Origin of the sequence: Larkinella knui (assembly GCF_003858645.1) — a bacterium.
GTDB lineage: Bacteria > Bacteroidota > Bacteroidia > Cytophagales > Spirosomataceae > Larkinella > Larkinella knui.
Map to the genome: position 1 here is coordinate 622663 of NZ_RQJP01000001.1, position 18997 is coordinate 641659.

17 protein-coding genes are annotated in these 18997 nt (G+C 51.8%); 13 read left to right on the forward strand and 4 right to left on the reverse strand.

Annotation, left to right across the window (positions count from 1 at the left end; genetic code table 11):
• Positions 1 to 87 precede the first annotated feature (87 nt).
• From hisG to EHT87_RS02485, 4 genes are all read right to left on the reverse strand, one after another.
• Positions 88 to 948 carry an ATP phosphoribosyltransferase gene (gene hisG, locus EHT87_RS02470; RefSeq protein WP_124903492.1) on the reverse strand — a complete coding sequence of 287 codons (861 nt, stop codon included), beginning with the start codon at positions 946 to 948 and terminating at the stop codon, positions 88 to 90.
• Positions 949 to 1077: 129 nt separating this feature from the next.
• Positions 1078 to 2112, reverse strand: coding sequence for an isoaspartyl peptidase/L-asparaginase family protein (locus EHT87_RS02475; RefSeq protein WP_124903494.1), 1035 nt, complete (start codon positions 2110 to 2112; stop codon positions 1078 to 1080).
• 65 nt (positions 2113 to 2177) lie between these two features.
• The gene (locus EHT87_RS02480; RefSeq protein WP_124903496.1) at positions 2178 to 2942 is read right to left on the reverse strand and encodes a hypothetical protein; all 765 of its coding nucleotides are present in this window, start codon (positions 2940 to 2942) and stop codon (positions 2178 to 2180) included.
• A gap of 113 nt (positions 2943 to 3055) precedes the next feature.
• Complete coding sequence (locus EHT87_RS02485) at positions 3056 to 3925, reverse strand: helix-turn-helix domain-containing protein (protein ID WP_124903498.1); 870 nt, start codon at positions 3923 to 3925, stop codon at positions 3056 to 3058.
• Positions 3926 to 4046: 121 nt separating this feature from the next.
• On the opposite strand from EHT87_RS02485, the gene EHT87_RS02490 reads away from it, so the two are divergent.
• The 13 genes from EHT87_RS02490 to EHT87_RS02550 all read left to right on the forward strand — a co-directional run bounded on the left by EHT87_RS02490 (position 4047) and on the right by EHT87_RS02550 (position 18208).
• Entirely contained in the window at positions 4047 to 4784 is a 738-nt protein-coding gene (locus tag EHT87_RS02490) for a 3-keto-disaccharide hydrolase (protein ID WP_124903500.1), read from the forward strand.
• Positions 4781 to 6154 (forward strand): Gfo/Idh/MocA family protein, encoded by a 1374-nt coding sequence (locus EHT87_RS02495; protein WP_124903502.1) that lies wholly within the window; start codon positions 4781 to 4783, stop codon positions 6152 to 6154. The genes EHT87_RS02490 and EHT87_RS02495 overlap by 4 nt, the downstream gene beginning before the upstream one ends.
• Positions 6155 to 6173: 19 nt before the next feature.
• Positions 6174 to 7079 carry a sugar phosphate isomerase/epimerase family protein gene (locus EHT87_RS02500; protein WP_185716120.1) on the forward strand — a complete coding sequence of 302 codons (906 nt, stop codon included), beginning with the start codon at positions 6174 to 6176 and terminating at the stop codon, positions 7077 to 7079.
• Positions 7080 to 7126: 47 nt separating this feature from the next.
• Positions 7127 to 7918, forward strand: coding sequence for a phytanoyl-CoA dioxygenase family protein (locus tag EHT87_RS02505; protein WP_124903506.1), 792 nt, complete (start codon positions 7127 to 7129; stop codon positions 7916 to 7918).
• A gap of 46 nt (positions 7919 to 7964) precedes the next feature.
• Entirely contained in the window at positions 7965 to 8768 is an 804-nt protein-coding gene (locus tag EHT87_RS02510) for a sugar phosphate isomerase/epimerase family protein (protein WP_124903508.1), read from the forward strand.
• 293 nt (positions 8769 to 9061) lie between these two features.
• On the forward strand, positions 9062 to 12112 hold the full coding sequence (locus tag EHT87_RS02515; protein ID WP_124903510.1) for an amidohydrolase family protein: 3051 nt from the start codon (positions 9062 to 9064) through the stop codon (positions 12110 to 12112).
• Positions 12113 to 12188: 76 nt separating this feature from the next.
• Positions 12189 to 13493, forward strand: coding sequence for an amidohydrolase family protein (locus EHT87_RS02520; protein ID WP_124903512.1), 1305 nt, complete (start codon positions 12189 to 12191; stop codon positions 13491 to 13493).
• Between the two features lie 113 nt (positions 13494 to 13606).
• Positions 13607 to 13825, forward strand: a complete 219-nt coding sequence (locus EHT87_RS02525; protein WP_124903514.1) for a DUF4287 domain-containing protein — start codon at positions 13607 to 13609, stop codon at positions 13823 to 13825.
• Entirely contained in the window at positions 13822 to 14886 is a 1065-nt protein-coding gene (locus EHT87_RS02530) for a serine hydrolase domain-containing protein (protein ID WP_124903516.1), read from the forward strand. The genes EHT87_RS02525 and EHT87_RS02530 overlap by 4 nt, the downstream gene beginning before the upstream one ends.
• 591 nt (positions 14887 to 15477) lie before the next feature.
• Positions 15478 to 15906, forward strand: coding sequence for an SRPBCC family protein (locus tag EHT87_RS02535; protein WP_124903518.1), 429 nt, complete (start codon positions 15478 to 15480; stop codon positions 15904 to 15906).
• Between the two features lie 120 nt (positions 15907 to 16026).
• A complete protein-coding gene (locus EHT87_RS02540; protein ID WP_124903520.1) occupies positions 16027 to 16803 on the forward strand; it encodes an SDR family oxidoreductase in 777 nt (258 codons plus the stop codon).
• Positions 16804 to 16939: 136 nt separating this feature from the next.
• Positions 16940 to 17284: a hypothetical protein gene (locus EHT87_RS02545; protein ID WP_124903522.1), complete on the forward strand. Its 345-nt coding sequence runs from the start codon at positions 16940 to 16942 to the stop codon at positions 17282 to 17284.
• A 15-nt stretch (positions 17285 to 17299) separates the two neighbouring features.
• Entirely contained in the window at positions 17300 to 18208 is a 909-nt protein-coding gene (locus EHT87_RS02550; protein ID WP_124903524.1) for a helix-turn-helix domain-containing protein, read from the forward strand.
• The last annotated feature ends 789 nt before the right edge of the window (positions 18209 to 18997 follow it).

Sequence of the window (18997 nt, forward strand, 5' to 3'; positions counted from 1 at the left end):
GACAAAAGAGTATAGACAAGCGAGGAAAGACAAAAAACAAAGGCTTGAACGTCTTTTTTCTCTTGTCTACGCTCTCTTGTCGATCAATCAATAAATCATTTTTTCAATGGGAATAACCAAAATTCCCTGCGCTCCGGCAGACCGGATGGCTTCGATGTTTTCCCAAAAATCGTTTTCGTTGATCACCGAATGAACCGAACTCCAGCCTTCGGTGGCCAGGGGCGTAACGGTAGGGCTTTTCATGCCCGGTAGCAGCGACGTAATCTGATCGAGGGCGTTGTTGGGCGCATTCAACACAATGTACTTATTGTTTTTGGCCGCCTGGACGGCTTTGATGCGGAACAACAGTTTGTTCAGCAAACTTTGTTTTTCATCCTCCAGCGTTGGCCGGGCAATCAGAATGGCTTCGGAGCGGAAAATGGTTTCCACTTCCTTCAACCCATTGCTCAACAGCGTACTTCCCGAACTCACGATGTCGCAAATGGCTTCGGCCAGGCCAATCCCGGGCGCAATTTCGACCGAACCACTAATCTCGTGGATCTCGGCCGAAACCTGCTGCTCGCTGAGGTAATTCCCCAGAATGCGCGGATACGAAGTGGCAATACTTTTGCCGTTCAAATCCTGAATACCGTTCCAGTCGGTACCGCGCGGAATGGCCAGCGACAACCGGCATTTGGAGAAACCCAGCCGATGAACGGTTTCGATCTGGTGCGTAGATTCGACGGCCACGTTTTCACCGACGATGCCCAGATCGGCCACGCCGTCCTCGACGTAACCCGGAATATCATCGTCGCGCAGGAAAAGAAATTCGGCGGGGAAATTCGACGAAACGGATTTCAACTTGCCGGTGCCGTAATCGAAACGGATGCCACACTCTTTGAACAACTGGTACGAATCCTCGCTCAGTCGCCCGGACTTTTGTAGAGCAATACGAAGTATAGAAGACACTTTGAATCGGGTCAGAATTTGAAAGCGCAAAGGTACGAAAAAAACGCACCCGCATTGCGACCGTTCCACCAGTTCGGCGGGTTTGTCTAGGGGCGGGGCCTGGTTCCGTGCGCCGATGGTGGGCCAGGATCAACTAAAATAGCTTTCGGATTTGTACACTTGGTGCGAAACCGTTGCGGATGTAATCGTGTAGCTAAACCCGGGCTGGACCGAAAAAGCGCCCACCTCGCCCTGGCGGTTCAGCGCAATGAACCCCACCTGAAACTCTTTGGCCCGTAGGGGGTCACGCTTCACGATTCGCTCGATGGCCCGCCGACAGGCTTCTTTGGGAGCCAGTCCCTGGCGCATGAATTCAACGACCAGATGCGAGCCACACATCCGGATTACTTCTTCGCCTTGCCCCGAGCAGGTGACAGCCCCCACTTCGTTATCGACGTATAAACCGGCGCCAATGATGGGCGAATCACCGACGCGCCCCCGCATTTTGAAGCCCATACCGCTGGTCGTACACATGCCGGACAGGTTGCCGGCGGCATCGAGGGCCACCGTCCCCATCGTGTCGTGATTGGGGGTTCCATCGTCCAGTTTGTTGGGTGCAAAAACGCCTTTGCCCCCGGCATCCGGCCGTTTTTGGTTCTCTACGTTGATAATGGGTTTGTACTCAGATTTTTCCAGCCACTTTCGGTAGGTCTTTTGAGCCCCGGCAGACAACTTGCCGGATTCGAGTACAAAGCCGTTTTCTACCGCAAATTGCTGGGCTCCTTCACCAACCAGCATGACGTGGGGGGTGGTGTCCATAATTTTTCGGGCCACCGAAACGGGGTGTTTGATCCGTTCCAGAAACGCAACGGAACCGCAGTTGAACCGGTCGTCCATGATGCAGGAGTCGAGGGTGACCCGTCCGTCACGGTCGGGATTGCCGCCTAAACCCACGCAGCAATTGATGTCGTTTTCGATGGCAATACCGGCCTGTTCAACGGCATCGATGGCTTTGCCCCCGCGTTGGAGAACCGGCCAGGCTCCTTTGTTGGCAATGATGCCACTGTCCCAGGTTGAAACTACCAGGGGTTGGCCTGCTGCTTCACCAACCAAAAGGCGGTTGAAGCTGAAATGCGTCAATGGAAAAAAAGCTCCCAAACGGAGAAAGGATCGCCGGCTTTTCATAAAAGTAAAGATGGGTCAATGAAGATGAAATGGAGCGCAAGTTAACAGCTACGATCGGGAGTTCGTCACAGCGAATTATAAAAGGTAAAGACGTCCAGCAGGGCCGCGCGATTTTTAAGATCCGGTTTTTTGTCCTTTAAATACGCGTTGACGGGCTCCTCTTTGTCTTTCATGGCGGCCAGCAGGGCTTTCCGGCCGGGCGAAAACCTGGTGAGGGTTTTGCCGTCGCTGGTATACCAGATGGCTTCTTTGATCAATTCTGTATCTTTCGAGCCAACGTTCAGGGCAACGTTATAGCTTGGCTTTTTAACGTAAATCTGGTGTCGGATCAGGAGCCTGAGCTTTCCGTCGTTGACCTGCTCAAAAAAGCCCCGGACATCGGCAGGAGCCCCCACTTCCGTGGCATTGACAAACGTAGTGGTCTGGCCGTTCCGGTCCATTTTAAATTGTTTCACCCGCTCTCCGCTGACGGCTTTTACGGTTTTGTTTTCCACCAGAAACTCGAGGTCATTGGCCGTAATGTTATACCGAACCGGCACATCGGCAAGCTCCAGAATTGGTTTAACGCCCGGTTTTGCGATATTCTGATAAAATACAACGTTTGTTTTTGCAAAGGTCGTGTCCAGATACGGATACCCCAGAATGCGGCCTTCCGGCCCGGCCATCGTATAAATGGGGGTAATGTCGTAATTCGATACTCTGAAGCTGCCGCTCTGATTGAGCAGGTCACGCGTAACGTTGGGCATCGTGGTTTGGGCACCAGCCACCGAACCACCAAGCAGGAAGATCAGCAGGAGGAATGGACGGGATCGGTAGAAAGTAGTTTTCATGAAATAATCTCGGTCAGGTTGGTAGTTGCAATGTTAAATGAATCGCCTAAAACTTGCAAATTGGCAAAATGCCCCCCTTCATGCCCCAACAGTTTCTCTACTTATAGCCTGATCTACACCCCGCGCAGGCGTTGCCGATACCGGGCGGGCGTAACGCCCTGTTTTTTTCGAAAAGCCTGCACAAAATAAGAAATGTTCTCAAAACCAGCCTGTTCGCTAATGGCGGTGATGCTTTCGTCGGTTCGTGTCAACAGGTCGCAGGCGTACCGGATGCGCAGGTCGGTGACAAACTGGGTTAGGGTTTGGCCCGTTTGCGATTTGAAATACCGGCAGAAGGCCGCGGAATTCATGTTGGCTAATTCGGCCATTTCGGGCAGCGAAACCGGGGCCCCGACGCGTTGCATGAGGTGGCCGATCACGCGGCTGAGCCGCTCGCTTTGCCGGGACAACTGCTGATTGGGTACGTACCCCGGCGAAATGGGCCGCACGTTTTCCGACCCCGCAATCTGGTCGAGGATGTGCAGCAGGGAGGTCAGTTGAACCAGCCCTTCTTTGAGCAGTAAGTCCCTGAGCTGGTCGGCAATACTGGCGCGCAGCGGATCGAGGAGCTTCAGGCCGCTGCTGGCCCGGGCGAGAAGCCGCTGAATCGCTTTCGTTTCGGGCAGTTCCCAGAATGCTTCCCCCGCAAACTGGGGCGAAAACCGGGCAATGATGGCTTCCGCCGGAGCGGTATTCTCCGGTTCGGGATGCACCCGGTCGTTTTTCCAATAATGCGGTAGGTTCGAACCCAGCAAGACAATTTCTCCGCCCGAAAACCGCTCCATGTTATGTCCGACAAAGCGCATTCCGGTACTATTGACGACGTAATTCAGTTCAATTTCCGGGTGAAAATGCCACGGATTGGTAAAGAGCGGCAACTGCTCATGCCGCAGATCAAAAGAGCGATGGAGCTGTTGAGGAACAAGCAGACGGTCGGGGCGCATAACGCATTCGCGGTTTTATTTGCACATAGTTTCCCGGAAAAGGGAATGGATGCAAATTAAATGATAAAACTGGCAAACCGTCTGTTAAAATAATGAAAGAAAATATCCGATTTTTGCTGCTATGAACGCGATTGCACTAAAACTTATTCCACTTTGGGTTGGCCTGACGGCGTCGATGGGTATTGCCCAGCCCGCCAACACCCTTAGCCCGGCCGAACAGAAAGCGGGCTGGCAACTGCTTTTTGACGGTAAAACCACTACCGGCTGGCGGGGGGCTTACGCCGACCGGTTTCCCGCCAAAGGGTGGGTCGTAAAAGACGGTGAATTGCGCGGTGAACTTCAGGATGGTGCCGAATCGGGTGATGCCGGCGACATTGTAACCCTGAAAAAATACCGCAATTTCGAGCTGGTATTCGAGTGGAAGTTAGGCAAAGGGGGCAACAGCGGGGTGAAGTATTTTATTGAAGAACGACTGCCCAAACCGGTTCTGGGTTCGCAGGCGGGGTATGAATACCAGCTCATCGATGATGCCGATTACATTTATAATGGGAAACACCTTCCCGAAGATCTCAAAACCGCATCCATCTATGATGTCGTGGCCGCATCCAAACCGGATGTGAAAATGGGCGTCTGGCATCGGTCGCGCATTGTTGTCAATATGAATCAGATCGAGCACTGGCTCGATGGGGTGAAAGTTCTTACCGCCGACCGAACCTCCGATTCGTTTCGCCAGGGCGTGACCGACAGCAAGTTCAAGAGCTATACGGGTTTTGCCGACATTCCAGAAGGCCATATTTTGCTCCAGGATCACGGCCATAGTGTTGCGTTTCGAACTATAAAAATTAAACCCTACCCATGAACCGCCGTCATTTTCTTAAAAACAGTGTCGTAGCGGCCAGTGTCGCATCGTCCGTTGGCATTCCGACGATTGTACCGGCATCGGTATTCGGCAAAAATGCCCCTTCGAACCGCATTTCCATCGGGCTGATCGGGACCGGTCGTCAGGGCTACGGGCAGAATTTGCAGGGCTCCGATCTCAAAGCCATTGGAGCGCGTATCCCCGGCCTGCTCGATTTGCCCGACGCTCAGGTGGTGGCGGTTTGCGACGTGGATAGCTGGCGAATGGACAAGGCCAAAACGACCATTGAAAGTCATTACGCCAAAAAAGCCGATTCGGGCACGTACAAAGGCTGTTCGGCGCACCGTGATTTTCGGGAAATTATTGCCCGCAAAGACATTGACGCCGTCATGATTTCGACGCCCGACTACTGGCACGTTCCGATGGGAATTCTGGCGGCTAAGGCTAAAAAACACATCAGTTGCGAAAAACCGCTCAGTATGAGTGTGCAACAGGGCCGCTCGTTGGTCGACGCCTTGAAAAAATACGGCGTTGTGAATCGGACGGATAGTGAGTTCCGTTCGGTACGTCCTCAAAATCAAGCCGTTGAGCTGGTTCGGAATGGCGCAATCGGGAAATTGCAAAAGATCGAGATCGCATTCCCGGCTGACCCCGCGCCCGTGCCGTCGCAGGCCGATATGCCCATACCGAAGGAGCTGGATTATGACATGTGGCTGGGCCCCGCGCCCTATGTTCCGTATACCGACATGCGGGTTCACACGCCTTTCGACCTCCAGAAACGCCCGAACTGGATGCGGGTCGATACCTACGCCCAGGGCATGATTGCCAATTGGGGTGCCCATTATTTCGACGTGGCGCAGTGGGCCAACAACAGCGAATATTCGGGGCCGGTCGAAGTGGAAGGGAAAGGCGAATTTCCGAAAAGCCTGTGGAATTCCATGATCAACTTCACAGTGACTTATCGGTACGCCAACGGCGTCGAGATGACGTGTGAACAAAGCCCGACGAGCAAACCGGGCATCAAATATACCGGTTCGGAAGGCTGGATTCTGGTCGATAATTACCCCGGAATCATCAGTTGCAGCAATCCGGCGTTGTTAACGTCGAAACCGTCCGAAAGCAGCTCGCTGGATTTGTCGAAAACACTCTGGGACAAGGTCGATTTTGTGGAAGCCGTCAAAACCGGTCGCAAAACCCTGGAACCGATTGAAGTAGGTCACCGTACGATTTCGATTTCGCAGATTGGTCTGATTGCCTGCCAGGTGGGCGGGAAGCTGAACTGGAATCCAGAAAAAGAACTGTTTGTGGGAAACAATGCCGCCAATGCGTTGCTGGCAGCTCCACTGGCGCGGAAAGAGTGGGCGATGTGACCCTGTCCAACAACGAAACATGAAAAAACTGGCTTTCTTTTTCTGGGCGGTATTCCTGACCGGCGTTGGTCTGGCGCAACAGGTGTCCAGAGTTTCGAATGATTTTTTCGTGCTCCACAATGCCATCCGGGGCGATTCGACGTATAAAACCTTCGATCAGCAGGTGGAACTGATCAAAAGCCTCGGTTACGACGGGGTGGAAATCAACCAGCTGGATTCGTTCGATGGCATGAAAGCCGCGCTCGACAAGCACCAGTTTACGGGCTCGTATTTCTACATCAAAGTTAATCTCGATTCGCCCACGCCCGACCCCCGCATCGAACCCGATATCCGGGCGTTGAAAGGCACCAAAACCGTGCTGGCACCCTATATCGTCAGCGACGGAAAGCGGTTTACCTCGCCGTCGGCCCCGGCCGATTCCATCGTTGTCCGACACCTGCGTCAGCTAAGTGACTGGGCCACAGCGGCCGGTTTGCAGGTCGCGGTTTATCCGCACGTCGGTTTTTACGTCGAACGCGTCGACCACGCCCTCCGGCTGGTGAAGCAAACGGACCGGCCCAACGTCGGGCTGACGTTCAACCTGTGCCATTGGCTGGCAACGACACCCAAAGCCAGCCGAAGCGACTGGAAGGGGCTGCTGACGACGCTGAAGCCGCATCTGAAAATGATCACCATCAGCGGGGCAAACGACGTGGATGCTGCGGGGATGGACAACGGGCCAACGGGCATCTGGAATCAATACATTTTGCCGTTGGGAACAGGTAGTTTCGATACGTATGAACTGGTTCGCTACGCCATTCAGGATCTCGGCTTTCGGGGTCCCATCGGGGTGCAGTGTTACGCGATGAAGGGCGACAAACCCACGAACCTGCGTCATACGATGGCCGTCTGGCAACAGTATAAAACCCGCCTGACAAAACGGTAAGGGTGATTTTTCGATCGTTTCTTTCTTATTTAACCGACTAAACTACAATGGCTTTTTCCCGCGAACACCTCCACACATACCAGCGCGACGGTTATGTCATCGTGCGAAATCTGTTTTCCAGAGACGAAGTCAAACGGCTCTACGACATTGCCGTCGGCGATGCGGTTTTGAGTACAAAAACCTATGACCGCGTCGATGCATCGGGCCTGAAAACCCGGCTGGCGTTGTGGTATACCCTGGACGACAGTCTTTACAGCAAATTTGCCCGGTCGGCGCGCATTCTGAACGGAGTGGAGCAGATTCTGGGTGGCCAGCCGGCCCATTACCATTCCAAACTGATGCAGAAAGAACCGCGAACCGGCGGAGCCTGGGAATGGCATCAGGATTATGGCTACTGGTACAAAAACAACGGGTTTCTGTTTCCCGACATGCTTTCGGTGCTGACCTCGCTGACGCCCGCAACGCAGGAAAACGGGTGTTTGCAGATGATCAAAGGGTCGCACAAAATGGGTCGGGTCGAACACGGTTTTTCGGGCGAACAGGTTGGAGCGGACCTGGAAAAAGTGAACGAAGCCCTGAAAATCATGCCGCTGGAATACCTCGAAATGGAACCCGGCGACACGGCTTTTTTCCACTGCAACACGCTGCACGCTTCGGCGGCAAATCTGTCTGACAAGCCCCGCTGGTCGATTATCACCGCTTATAATCTGGCCAGTAACAAACCGTATAAGGACGTTCACGAAAGTAGTTATACGCCCATTGAGCCTTATGAGGGTGATTTGCTGACGGAATCCGAATCCGGTATTTCGGAAACCGCCGATTTTCTGGTGAAGAGATAGAAAAAATATCTTGAGTCTCTCATCTCACTTCTCGTGTCTGTAAAAAATGGCCATCAAATTTTACGCCCCCGCCTGGGGAAATACGCTGCCGTTCGATCGGTTCTGTCAAAATGTGAAAGCGGCCGGTTACGACGGCGTCGAAATGGCGCTGCCGTTTGAGGTCGATGAAAAAAACACCATTCTTGACAGTCTGGCCAAACATGGTCTGGAGTTCATCGGACAATACTGGCAATCGCACGAAACCGATCTGGACGAACACGCGGCTAACTACGAAAAATACCTGCGGCATCTGATCGAAGCCAGGCCGTTGTTCATCAATTGCCAGACTGGAAAAGATTTTTTTACGTTCGAACAAAACCAGCGGCTTTTCGAGCTGGCCGACCGGATTACGGCGGAAACCGGCGTCAGAATTACGCACGAAACGCACCGGGGGAAAGCGCTGTTTGCGGCCCATATCACCCAAAATTACCTGCAAAAACTACCGGGTATCCGGCTCGCGCTCGACATTTCGCACTGGTGCAATGTGCACGAATCGCTGCTCGAAAACCAGTCCGAAGCCGTTCAACTCGCCATTCAGCATACCGATCACATTCACAGCCGGGTGGGGCATCCCGAAGGGCCGCAGGTCAACGATCCGCGCGCACCGGAATGGGCCGATGCCCTCGACGCGCACCTGAACTGGTGGGATCAGGTCGTGGCAACGCACCGCGAAAATAAAACAGCCCTGACCGTGACAACCGAATTTGGCCCGGCACCCTACCTGCCAACGCTGGCGTATACCCAAATGCCCATCGCTAACCAGTGGGAGATCAATGTGTTCATGATGAATTTGCTGAAAGAGCGGTATTGAAAGGTGGCATTCAAACCGGTACTAAACAAGTGCTGCGCTGCTGATGATGCGTAACCTCACGCGTTACGACCTGAGTAAAGATGAGCCGGTTTCGAAAAAAAGCCATTATGAGTTGGCAGTAGCAATTTGGATGAATTACCGGAAGAATTTGAAGATGTTTTTGAACAAAACAGTATTTTTTGACTAAAACAGGTAGATCTGCAAAATAGAATTTAGCTATCGGGTTGATGAAGTTACTCCTTTCGTAGTTTTGTAGAATGGTCTTCAATCTCATCACCTAACTAATTTCCTTCATGCGGAAACTTTTCCTGACCGGTATGCTGGCCTGGGGTTTTGCCCAGATCGGCTGGTCGCAGGTCACTTTTCCCCGGAATGGCGTCTACGACGAACGACCGGGGCTCTATGCCTTCACCAATGCCACTATTGTTGTCGATCCAAAAACCACCCTTGAAGGAGCGACGTTACTCATTCGCAACGGCCGGATTGAAGCCGTCGGCAAAACCGTCAGCATTCCGGCAGGGGCGGTCGTGGCCGACTTAAAAGGCCAGCGCATCTACCCGGCTCTGGTCGACATCGACTCGGATTATGGCATGCCTGCCATCCAGCGGAATGCGCCGGGCGGTGGGCGGGGCACTCCGCAATATGATTCCAACAAGAAAGGAGCCTTCAACTGGAATCAGGCCATTCAGCCCGAAACCGACGCCGGAACAGTTTTCAAAGCCAATGTCGCTCAGGCCAACGAACTCCGGAAACTGGGTTTCGGGGCGGTGGTGACGCACCAGCACGACGGCATCGCCCGGGGAAACTCGGCGCTGGTGACGCTGGCCGACGACCGCGAAAACAACGTCCTGATCCGCGATCGGGTGTCGGCGCACTATTCATTTAGCAAAGGCACTTCGACCCAAACCTATCCCAACTCGCCGATGGGCGCGGTGGCGCTGCTGCGTCAGACGTATTACGATGCCGACTGGTATAAAAAAGCCGGAAAAACCGTTGAAGCCAACGCATCGCTCGACGCCTTCAACCAGTTACAGACGCTCCCGGCGGTATTTGAAGCACCCGATAAACTGGGCGTTTTGCGGGCGGATAAAATTGGGGAAGAATTTGGTATTCAGTATATTATTAAAAGTGCCGGGGACGAATACCAGCGGCTGGAGGAAGTGAAAGCCACGGGCGCGTCGCTGATTGTTCCGCTCAATTTTCCGCAGGCTTTTGATGTGGAAGATGCCTGGGATGCCGACAATGTCACGCTGGCGGAAATGAAGCACTGGGAAATGGCGCCCGCCAATCCGGCGATGCTGGCAAAAGCCGGGGTGCCGTTTGCGCTCACCACCGCCAGTCTGCGGAACAAAACCGACTTCTGGGCGAACCTCCGCAAAGCCATCGAACACGGGCTGACCGAACAACAGGCGCTGACGGCTTTGACCACGACACCCGCCCAACTGCTGAAAATCGACAACGAAGTCGGCAGCCTGAAACCGGGTTTGCTGGCGAATTTTATCATCACCTCCGACAATCTGTTCAGTGCCGATAATGTGATTCTGGAAAACTGGATTCGCGGAAAACAGTACGTCTACGCCGATAAAAATGCCGCTGACTGGCGCGGAACCTACAACCTGACCATCGGTGATCGCAGCAATCTGAAGCTGACCATTACCGGAAAACCGGGCAAACCGGACTACCAGATTCAGGCCGATACCGTAAAAATTACGCCGAAAGTTTCCCTGAATAACGATCTGATCTCGTTGCAGGTGCAACTGGATAAAAAACAGCCCGGAACGACGCGGTTGAGCGGGTATCGGACCGACGGAGCCACTTGGAAAGGCGAAGGTGAATTGCCGGATGGAAAAATCGTTAAATGGTCGGCGGTTTCGTCGCAGCCATTTTCGTTAACCGCAAAAGCCGATACCGCGAAGAAAACCGCTCCGCAGCTTGGGAAAATACTGTATCCGTTTGTTGGCATGGGCAACCTCGAAAAGCCCAAAGCGCAAACGCTGCTGATTCGCAATGCGACGGTTTGGACCAATGAAAAAGACGGTGTTCTGCCCGGTGCGGACGTGCTGGTGCAAAACGGCAAAGTGGCGCAGGTGGGCAAAAACCTGGCCGTACCGGCGGGGGCGCAGGTGATCGACGGAACGGGGAAACACCTGACCAACGGCATCATCGACGAGCATTCGCACATTGCGCTGTATTCGATCAACGAAGCCGGGCAGTCGAGCACGGCGGAGGTGCGGATGAGTGACGTGATCAATTCCGAAGATATCAATATTTACCGGCAACTGGCCGGGGGCGTCACGACCTCGCAGCTGCTCCACGGTTCGGCCAATTCCATCGGTGGGCAGTCGGCCATTGTAAAACTGAAATGGGGAGAAGCTCCGCAGGAAATGCTGGTGAAAGGGGCCGACGGTTTTATCAAATTTGCCCTCGGCGAAAACGTGAAGCAAGCCAACTGGGGCGATGCGGTACGGATTCGTTTTCCGCAAACCCGGATGGGCGTGGAGCAACTGTATTTCGATCACTTCATTCGCGCCCGGGAATACGACAACGCCCGGAAAACGTATAATGGCCTGAGTACGAAGGAGAAAGCTAAAACAGCACCGCCCCGGCGGGATATTGAACTCGATGCCCTCGCCGAAATCCTGAACAAAAAGCGGTTTATCACCTGCCACAGTTACGTGCAGTCGGAGATCAACATGCTGATGAAAGTGGCGGATTCGCTGGGCTTCAAAGTCAACACGTTTACGCACATTCTGGAAGGCTATAAGGTGGCCGATAAAATGGCGAAACATGGCGTCGGCGGTTCGACTTTCTCCGATTGGTGGGCCTATAAAATGGAAGTAAAAGACGCCATTCCGTACAATGCCGCCCTGATGGCGCGGGCGGGCGTGACGGTTTCCATCAATTCCGACGACGCCGAAATGGCCCGCCGACTGAATCAGGAAGCGGCCAAAGCGGTTGAATACGGCGGTATGTCGGAAGAAGATGCCTGGAAAATGGTGACGCTCAATCCGGCCAAACTGCTGCACCTCGACAGCCGTCTGGGCAGCATCCGTGCGGGCAAAGACGCCGACCTGGTGCTGTGGAACAACAATCCGCTGGCCATTTACGCCCGGCCCGAGAAAACCATCATCGAAGGCACGGTGTATTTCGATGCGCAGGACGAAGACCGCAAACGCGACGAGTTGCAGAAAGAACGCGCCCGCCTGATTCAGAAAATGTTAACCGCCAAAACCGGGGGTGCATCGACCCAGCGCCCGACCTTCCGCCGTCAGCGGATGTGGCATTGTGAAGACGTGGAAGGCGTGATGGCCGAAGGGGAACAACGTGCTGGACAAGAGAAATGAGACAAGAGAGAAAGGACAAGAGACCAACTGAAGTAGCCTCTATTCTCTTGTCTCATCTCTCACTTCTAACCAACAAATGAAACATCTAAAACTCTCGATATTCCTCCTGGCATCCCTCAGCGGTTTTGCCCAGAATCCGGCTCCGGCGGGTCCGCAGGTGCGGGCCATTGCGTTGACGGGCGCGACGATTCACGTTGGCAACGGCCAGGTGATTACCAATGGTGTGATTCTGTTCGATAAAGGCATCATTACCGCCGTGGGTGACGGAAACACGCCGACCAACGGCGCGGAGGTGATCAGTGTGGCCGGGAAACACGTGTATCCGGGCCTGATTTCACCGGCCGCAACGGTCGGTTTGCAGGAATTTGCCTCGGTTCGGGCGACGCTCGATTACCAGGAAACCGGGGCGCTGAACCCCAACGTTCGGGCGCTGATTGCCTACAACACGGATTCGGAAGTGATTCCGACCATTCGGAACAACGGCTTGCTGATGACGCAGGCCGTGCCGGACGGGGGCGTGATAGCCGGCAGTTCGTCGGTGATGCACACCGACGGCTGGAACTGGGAAGATGCGGTTTTGAAAGCCGACGACGGCCTGTGGCTGAACTGGCCGGGGTATTTTGCCCGCAGTTTCGATTTCGATACGTTTGCGGTCAGCCTGAAAAAGAACGAACAGCAGCAGGACGGCATCAATGCACTAACGGCCACCTTTTCGGATGCGAGGGCGTATGCCGACCTGAAAAATCCGGCGCCAAAAAACCTCAAACTGGAAGCGATGAAGGGTCTGTTCGACGGCTCGAAATGCCTGTACATCCGCGCCAGTTACGGCAAGGACATCATCGAAGCCATTAAGTTTGCCAGGCAGATGGGCGTTCGGAAACCGGTCATCGTTGGGGCCGAAGATGCGGGCCGGGTGGTCGATTTTCTGAAAGAAAACAACGTCCCGGTCATTCTGGGGGCCATGCACCGGTTGCCGACCTTGCAGGACGAGGATGTGTATCTGCCGTATAAACTGCCCGGTTTGCTGCAAAAAGCCGGGGTGCTGGTGAGTTTGAGCTACGACGGCGAATGGTGGCGCACCCGCAACCTGCCGTTTCAGGCCGGAACAGCCGCCGGTTTCAGCGGTATCGACAAAGAGGAAGCCCTGAAAATGATTACCTCGAATACCGCCCGGATCATGGGCATTGACAACGTGGTGGGCACGCTCGAAAAAGGCAAACACGCCACACTGGTGGTGTCGAAAGGCGATTTGCTGGACATGCGGACCAACGTCATCGAACACGCGTTTATTCAGGGCCGTCACCTCAATCTGGATGACAAACACAAGCGGTTGTACCACATGTACCGCGAGAAGTATGGGCAGCCGGATTTGGGGAAATAAGGGGGAATTTTTGTAGTATTGGGGAGCTCGATCATCAAAAGATTGGGCTCCTTTTTTCGTGTTGGCAGATCGCAACGGGTGTCCAAACGTAAACTCTAAAACCCTTTACTAGTATGTCTTTTCAAGCCTACCTGGATAACATTAAAGCCAAGACGGGAATGACCCCGGCGGACTTTAAAAAATTAGCGGAAGAAAAAGAATTTATCCTTGACGGAAAACTTAATCCAAAAGTAAAAGCGACAGAAATAACAAACTGGTTGAAGGATGAATTTGAATTGGGACACGGACATGCAATGGCCATTTATGCGACATTGAAAGGCAAAACGGAATGAGACAATTTACAACGCTGATTGTATATCTATGCTTTTGCTTTTCCGGAAAGGCCCAGAAAATACCGGCAAATCTCCTGGATAGTATTGCGATTACAGGGAACAACGGCACGTATCCCAACCTGGAAGGAGTTACCATCACCCAACGTGGCAAGCTTGTTTTTGAAACCTATCTTCATGGGTTAAGGAAGAACAGTCTGCACGATACGCGTTCTGCTTTTAAGTCCGTTACGGCGCTCTTGATCGGTATTGCGATCGACAAAGGGTTTATTAAAAATGTACATCAAAAAGTATATTCTTTTTTCCCGGAGTATAAGCCCTACGGAAACTGGACTGCTTTAAAAGACAGCATGACCATTGAGCATTTGCTGGCGATGAAATCCGGTTTTGACTGCGAAGAATGGGAGGGAAGCAAGGATTGTGAAGACGATATGGAAAATACGCAGGACTGGATCAAATTTTGTCTTGACTTGCCCTTAAAAAATAAACCGGGGACGCACTGGGATTATACATCGATCAATGCCATGCTATTAGGCGGTATCATTGCTCATGCTTCCCATAGGTCGGTTTCGGATTTTGCCAATACATATCTGTTCAAACCGTTGGGAATTACCCAGTACCGATGGACAAAAGATCCGCTCGGCCACGAAACGACCGCGGGTTCTTTTTATATGTCTCCCGGAGACCTGAATAAAATTGGGCAAGTGGTTTTAAATGACGGTGTTTATGCTGGTAAAAGAGTGGTTTCCGCGAAATGGATTGACACCATGACGGCAGGGCGTACAAAAATTGAAGATTTTTCCAATGTGCGGATTTCCAAAAATAAAACCGCTATTCCGCAGCCCACTTATTACGGGTATATGTGGTATACGGAAGAAATAAAAACGGATCAATGGAAGCACACGGTTATTTTTGCTTCCGGAAATGGCGGGCAGTATATCATGGTAATCAGAGATCTGGATTTGGTTGTAACCTTTACGGGCAATAGCTACAATTCTGCCAAATCAAAACTGCCTTTTGATATCCTGATCAACTACATTTTGCCTTATTTTGACCGGAAATAGCGTGGCCACAAACAAACGGTTTTGGGCAAGTGGGGGAGACGTAATAGCATGGCCCATTGGCCTGCCATTTTTCAAATGGCCTATCGATGTTTACGGACGGTGAAAAATCTATAGTGAACACGAACGATGCGATTATTGACCCCGGAGGGGTCGAATGTTTGTAGCAAACCGGTGTGCTGAGAATTCCCCGCGTGTCGGAAGTACGCGACTAAACTGCCAATTGTTGCGTACCTATCGGCACGCCTGGAGTGCTCATGAATACCCATTTGCTATTAACATTACGTGCCGCTGGCACTTAAACAACTGGTAGGCTAGGAAATAATCTCCTTGTTCGCGTTAAAATTAAAGCCGACGAAGATGTTAGGAATGGTTTGAATCGTGGGCATCGGGAATGGGATGGACACGCTCGAAAAAGGCGAACACGCAACGCTGGGGTTCTCGAAAGGCCTGAATGCTGACGCATTCTCAGTAGTGGTATTCAAAAAAATAGTATCAATACGTTTTGCATTACTTTATTCAACGTGCTTTTTGACCTGCTTAGCTAGCTGCTGAATGATTGTAAATTGGTTAACGTTTAAAGAATAAAAAACCATGAAAACTCTCCTAATTAAAGAGTTTATCTACAAAGCACCTCCAGAAAAACTTTGGCAAGCTCTAACGCAGGTGGACCAGATGAAGGAGTGGTATTTTCCGCAGTTGCAAAAATTTGAACCGGTCGTTGGCTACCCCTTTCAGTTTGAGGATGACCATCAGGCCTATCAGAAAGAATGGATCGTAACCAACGTGATCGAAGGGAAAACGTTGGCGCACAGTTGGGCGTATAAAGGCTATTCGGGACGTTCGGAGGTGCTGTTTGATTTGGTTGAGGTCGAAAACGGAACCAAACTAAGCGTGACGCAAACCGGTTTGGAAAGTTTTCCGGATCACCCGCATTTCAAGCGGGAGCGGTTTGAATGGGGGTGGGAGATGCTGCTTGGCCACAACCTGAGGCAACTGCTGGAAAGCAGTACCAAATCCTGATGAAAGACAAAAAGCCAGTCGTTTAGTTACCATCCGCCCTTTCAACTACAACAATACGACTTTTGGCTACAGCGGTTTTCTGATCCCGGCTGAACTTTGCAGCATCAAACGATCAGAATCATGAATCTTCAAAACAACACCATTTTAGTGACCGGCGGAACCAGCGGTTTCGGCATCGAATTTGCCTCCCGATTGCTGGCGCTGGGCAACACCGTCATCATCACCGGCCGAAATCCGGAAAAGTTAAAGGAAACGAAACGCAAACTGCCAGCCGTCCATACCATCCAGAGTGATGTGGGCAATGCCGACGACATCATCAGGTTGTATAAACAGGTAACCCAACAATTTCCCGACCTGAACATCCTCATCAACAATGCCGGTGAAATGCGAAAAATCAGTCTGCATCAGCCCCACAACCTGACCGACATCACCCGGGAAATTGAAATCAACCTGATGGGGCCCATCCGGATGGTGCAGCAGTTTCTGCCCCACCTGAAAAAACAGAAAAACGCGGCCATCGTGAATGTCACCTCGGGCATTGCGTTGTCGCCTTTTCCGATTTCACCCATTTACAGCGGCAGCAAAGCGGGACTGCGGGCGTATACCCAGGCTTTACGTGTACAGCTCAAAAACACGGCTATAAAAGTGATCGAATTAGTAGCCCCGGGAAGTTCGACCCCCTTGAATGATAAGTTCAGGAACGAAGACGGATTTAGTGCCAGCGCCCTGATGGCCCCCGAAAAAATTGTGGATGCCGCCCTCAAAGGAATGAAAAACGACAAGGACGAAATCTATCCGGGCCTGGCGAAAGTCATGCGGGTGATGAGCCGGATTGCGCCCCGGTTTATGATCGCACAAGCCGGGAAAATGGGCGCTTCGACGATGTACGGTAAATGATTTTTTGCTTTGGACGGGAACACGGATTCGGTGGATTGAACCGATTAAAACGGATTTTTATCTGCGCCAATTCGTTCAATCCGCCGAATCCGTGTTCCTGTCAATAAAACATAGTCATTAAACAGCTTTTAAAAAAATGAAAATCATCAGTCTAATTCTTCTTCTGGTATCCGCATTTCTGGGTGTCAAACACGGGTGGGATGCCTTTCAACCCGGTAATGCCGAACAGGCAAAAATGATGGCAACCCTGGGCATTTCCCAAGCCGTGTTACCCTATTTTGGCGTGGCTTCCCTGGCAGCAGGTTTGCTATTGCTGTTCCCACAGACCTTTTTCGCGGCCAATTTGCTCAACGCCTTTTCCATTGTTCTGATCATGGCATTGGCGTTGCGGGCGGGGGATTATCGAATGGCCTTGCTGGAAATTCCGTTTCTTGCCATTCCGCTGGTATTGATTGCGTTGAAGTATCCGTTTAAATTTTAAAACCGATTAGAAACGATGTCGCTTCCAACGCCACGCCGAATCAAAACCATAACCGAAGGGCATCGGTTAACGGGGCTCGAAAAGCCGCATCATCCGCTGATCAGTGTGGTGGATGTGGCTCAGTTTAAAAATCATTCCGATATTCAGGCGGTTATTTTCGACTTCTACGTCGTATCGCTGAAGCGGGGCTGCGAAAACCTGTTGTACGGGCAGCAGAAATACGATTTTGACGAAGGCCTGATGGCATTTATGGCACCCGGACAGATTCTGCGGGGTGAAGAAAACGGTCGTCCGCCCAACCTCCAGGGCTGGATGATGTTTATCCATCCCGACTTTTTATGGAATACGTCCCTGGCTAAAAAAATAAAAAAGTACGACTATTTTGGGTACGCCACCAACGAAGCGTTGTTTCTTTCCGATCGGGAGGAAACGCTGATGAATGGGATCATCGACAACATTAAGCAGGAGTATAACGCACCGATCGATAAATTTAGCCAGGATGTTATCATTGCTCAATTGGAGCTTCTGTTCACGTATGCCGAGCGGTTTTATGAACGTCAGTTCATCACCCGTAAAATTACCAACAGCCGGATTTTAACCCGATTGGAAGACGTATTGGATGACTATTTTAACCAGCAGGAATTGCTCTCGAAAGGGTTGCCCACCGTGCAATATGTTGCGGATAGCCTTACCATTTCCAGCAAATATTTAGGCAGTTTGCTGAAACAACTTACCGGGCTGACGACCCAGCAGCACATCCACGAAAAATTGATCGGAAAGGCCAAAGAAAAACTGTCCACGACCGAATTGTCGGTCAGTGAAATCGCTTTTGAACTGGGATTTGAACATTCGCAATCCTTCAGCAAATTATTCAAGACAAAAACGAAGCAAAGTCCGTTGGAATTCAGAGCTTCGTTCAATTGATCGACGAAAGCCCGGTGGCTAGCAAGGTATTGCCAAGGAGGGCGCTGAATTCTAATAAGCTTTGGGTTTTGGTTGAACTTTGCTTTGGTATTTCTATCGAGGTTCGGTACTTAAGATCCCACCTTCGGACAAACGCAAGCCGTCAACGGTCAGGCTACACAGACAGTCCGGAGAAACGAAAACGACGGGGTCAATTCCCAGAGAAGCGGAATTAACCGGATTGCAAAAAGCCAGCGAGGCCGTTGCGTACGCCTTAAAGGCCATTCGAAATTATGCGCAACCCGGTATGACCACCCAGCAGCTAGACGACTACGGAGCCGCCATCCCCGCTGATTTTGGGGTAAAATCGGCTCCGAATTTAACCTGCAACTTTCACGTTCTATCATTCTTCCTTTTTTGAGGGGCTATGAGAAACTATAACTTGATAGCTTTCTGAGTCTGCCGTGAAAAATGGCAAATTGCTTGTTTCTTTTGGTTCTACCTATCGGATCAAAAACAGCTACTTGCGTGTTGGTGAAGCCACACCTTACGCCGGTATAAACAGTCTATCATCTAATCGACGAATCGTCTCTTTTCTTTCGGCGGAACTGGCGGAAAGCCTCGGCGATATGATGACGAACCAAGAGCGGATTCAGGTAAGAAGGGGGGAAATAAGCTTTCCTAGTCCGTCGGGCCATAAACGGGGGAATGAAACCGAGAACATTCTTCACATACGCCATTGGGCTTTTTTTACCCAGGTGCCCAGGTTGGTACTCAAATTCTTCCTGAAGATCAGCGTTGTAAAAGGCT

Bases quoted from the DNA above. Each gene is read 5' to 3' on its own strand.
- EHT87_RS02475 (WP_124903494.1), bottom strand. From the start codon at position 2,112: ATGAAAAGCCGGCGATCCTTTCTCCGTTTGGGAGCTTTTTTTCCATTG.
- EHT87_RS02480 (WP_124903496.1), bottom strand. From the start codon at position 2,942: ATGAAAACTACTTTCTACCGATCCCGTCCATTCCTCCTGCTGATCTTC.
- EHT87_RS02485 (WP_124903498.1), bottom strand. From the start codon at position 3,925: ATGCGCCCCGACCGTCTGCTTGTTCCTCAACAGCTCCATCGCTCTTTT.
- EHT87_RS02490 (WP_124903500.1), top strand. From the start codon at position 4,047: ATGAACGCGATTGCACTAAAACTTATTCCACTTTGGGTTGGCCTGACG.
- EHT87_RS02495 (WP_124903502.1), top strand. From the start codon at position 4,781: ATGAACCGCCGTCATTTTCTTAAAAACAGTGTCGTAGCGGCCAGTGTC.
- EHT87_RS02500 (WP_185716120.1), top strand. From the start codon at position 6,174: ATGAAAAAACTGGCTTTCTTTTTCTGGGCGGTATTCCTGACCGGCGTT.
- EHT87_RS02505 (WP_124903506.1), top strand. From the start codon at position 7,127: ATGGCTTTTTCCCGCGAACACCTCCACACATACCAGCGCGACGGTTAT.
- EHT87_RS02510 (WP_124903508.1), top strand. From the start codon at position 7,965: ATGGCCATCAAATTTTACGCCCCCGCCTGGGGAAATACGCTGCCGTTC.
- EHT87_RS02515 (WP_124903510.1), top strand. From the start codon at position 9,062: ATGCGGAAACTTTTCCTGACCGGTATGCTGGCCTGGGGTTTTGCCCAG.
- EHT87_RS02520 (WP_124903512.1), top strand. From the start codon at position 12,189: ATGAAACATCTAAAACTCTCGATATTCCTCCTGGCATCCCTCAGCGGT.
- EHT87_RS02525 (WP_124903514.1), top strand. From the start codon at position 13,607: ATGTCTTTTCAAGCCTACCTGGATAACATTAAAGCCAAGACGGGAATG.
- EHT87_RS02530 (WP_124903516.1), top strand. From the start codon at position 13,822: ATGAGACAATTTACAACGCTGATTGTATATCTATGCTTTTGCTTTTCC.
- EHT87_RS02535 (WP_124903518.1), top strand. From the start codon at position 15,478: ATGAAAACTCTCCTAATTAAAGAGTTTATCTACAAAGCACCTCCAGAA.
- EHT87_RS02540 (WP_124903520.1), top strand. From the start codon at position 16,027: ATGAATCTTCAAAACAACACCATTTTAGTGACCGGCGGAACCAGCGGT.
- EHT87_RS02545 (WP_124903522.1), top strand. From the start codon at position 16,940: ATGAAAATCATCAGTCTAATTCTTCTTCTGGTATCCGCATTTCTGGGT.
- EHT87_RS02550 (WP_124903524.1), top strand. From the start codon at position 17,300: ATGTCGCTTCCAACGCCACGCCGAATCAAAACCATAACCGAAGGGCAT.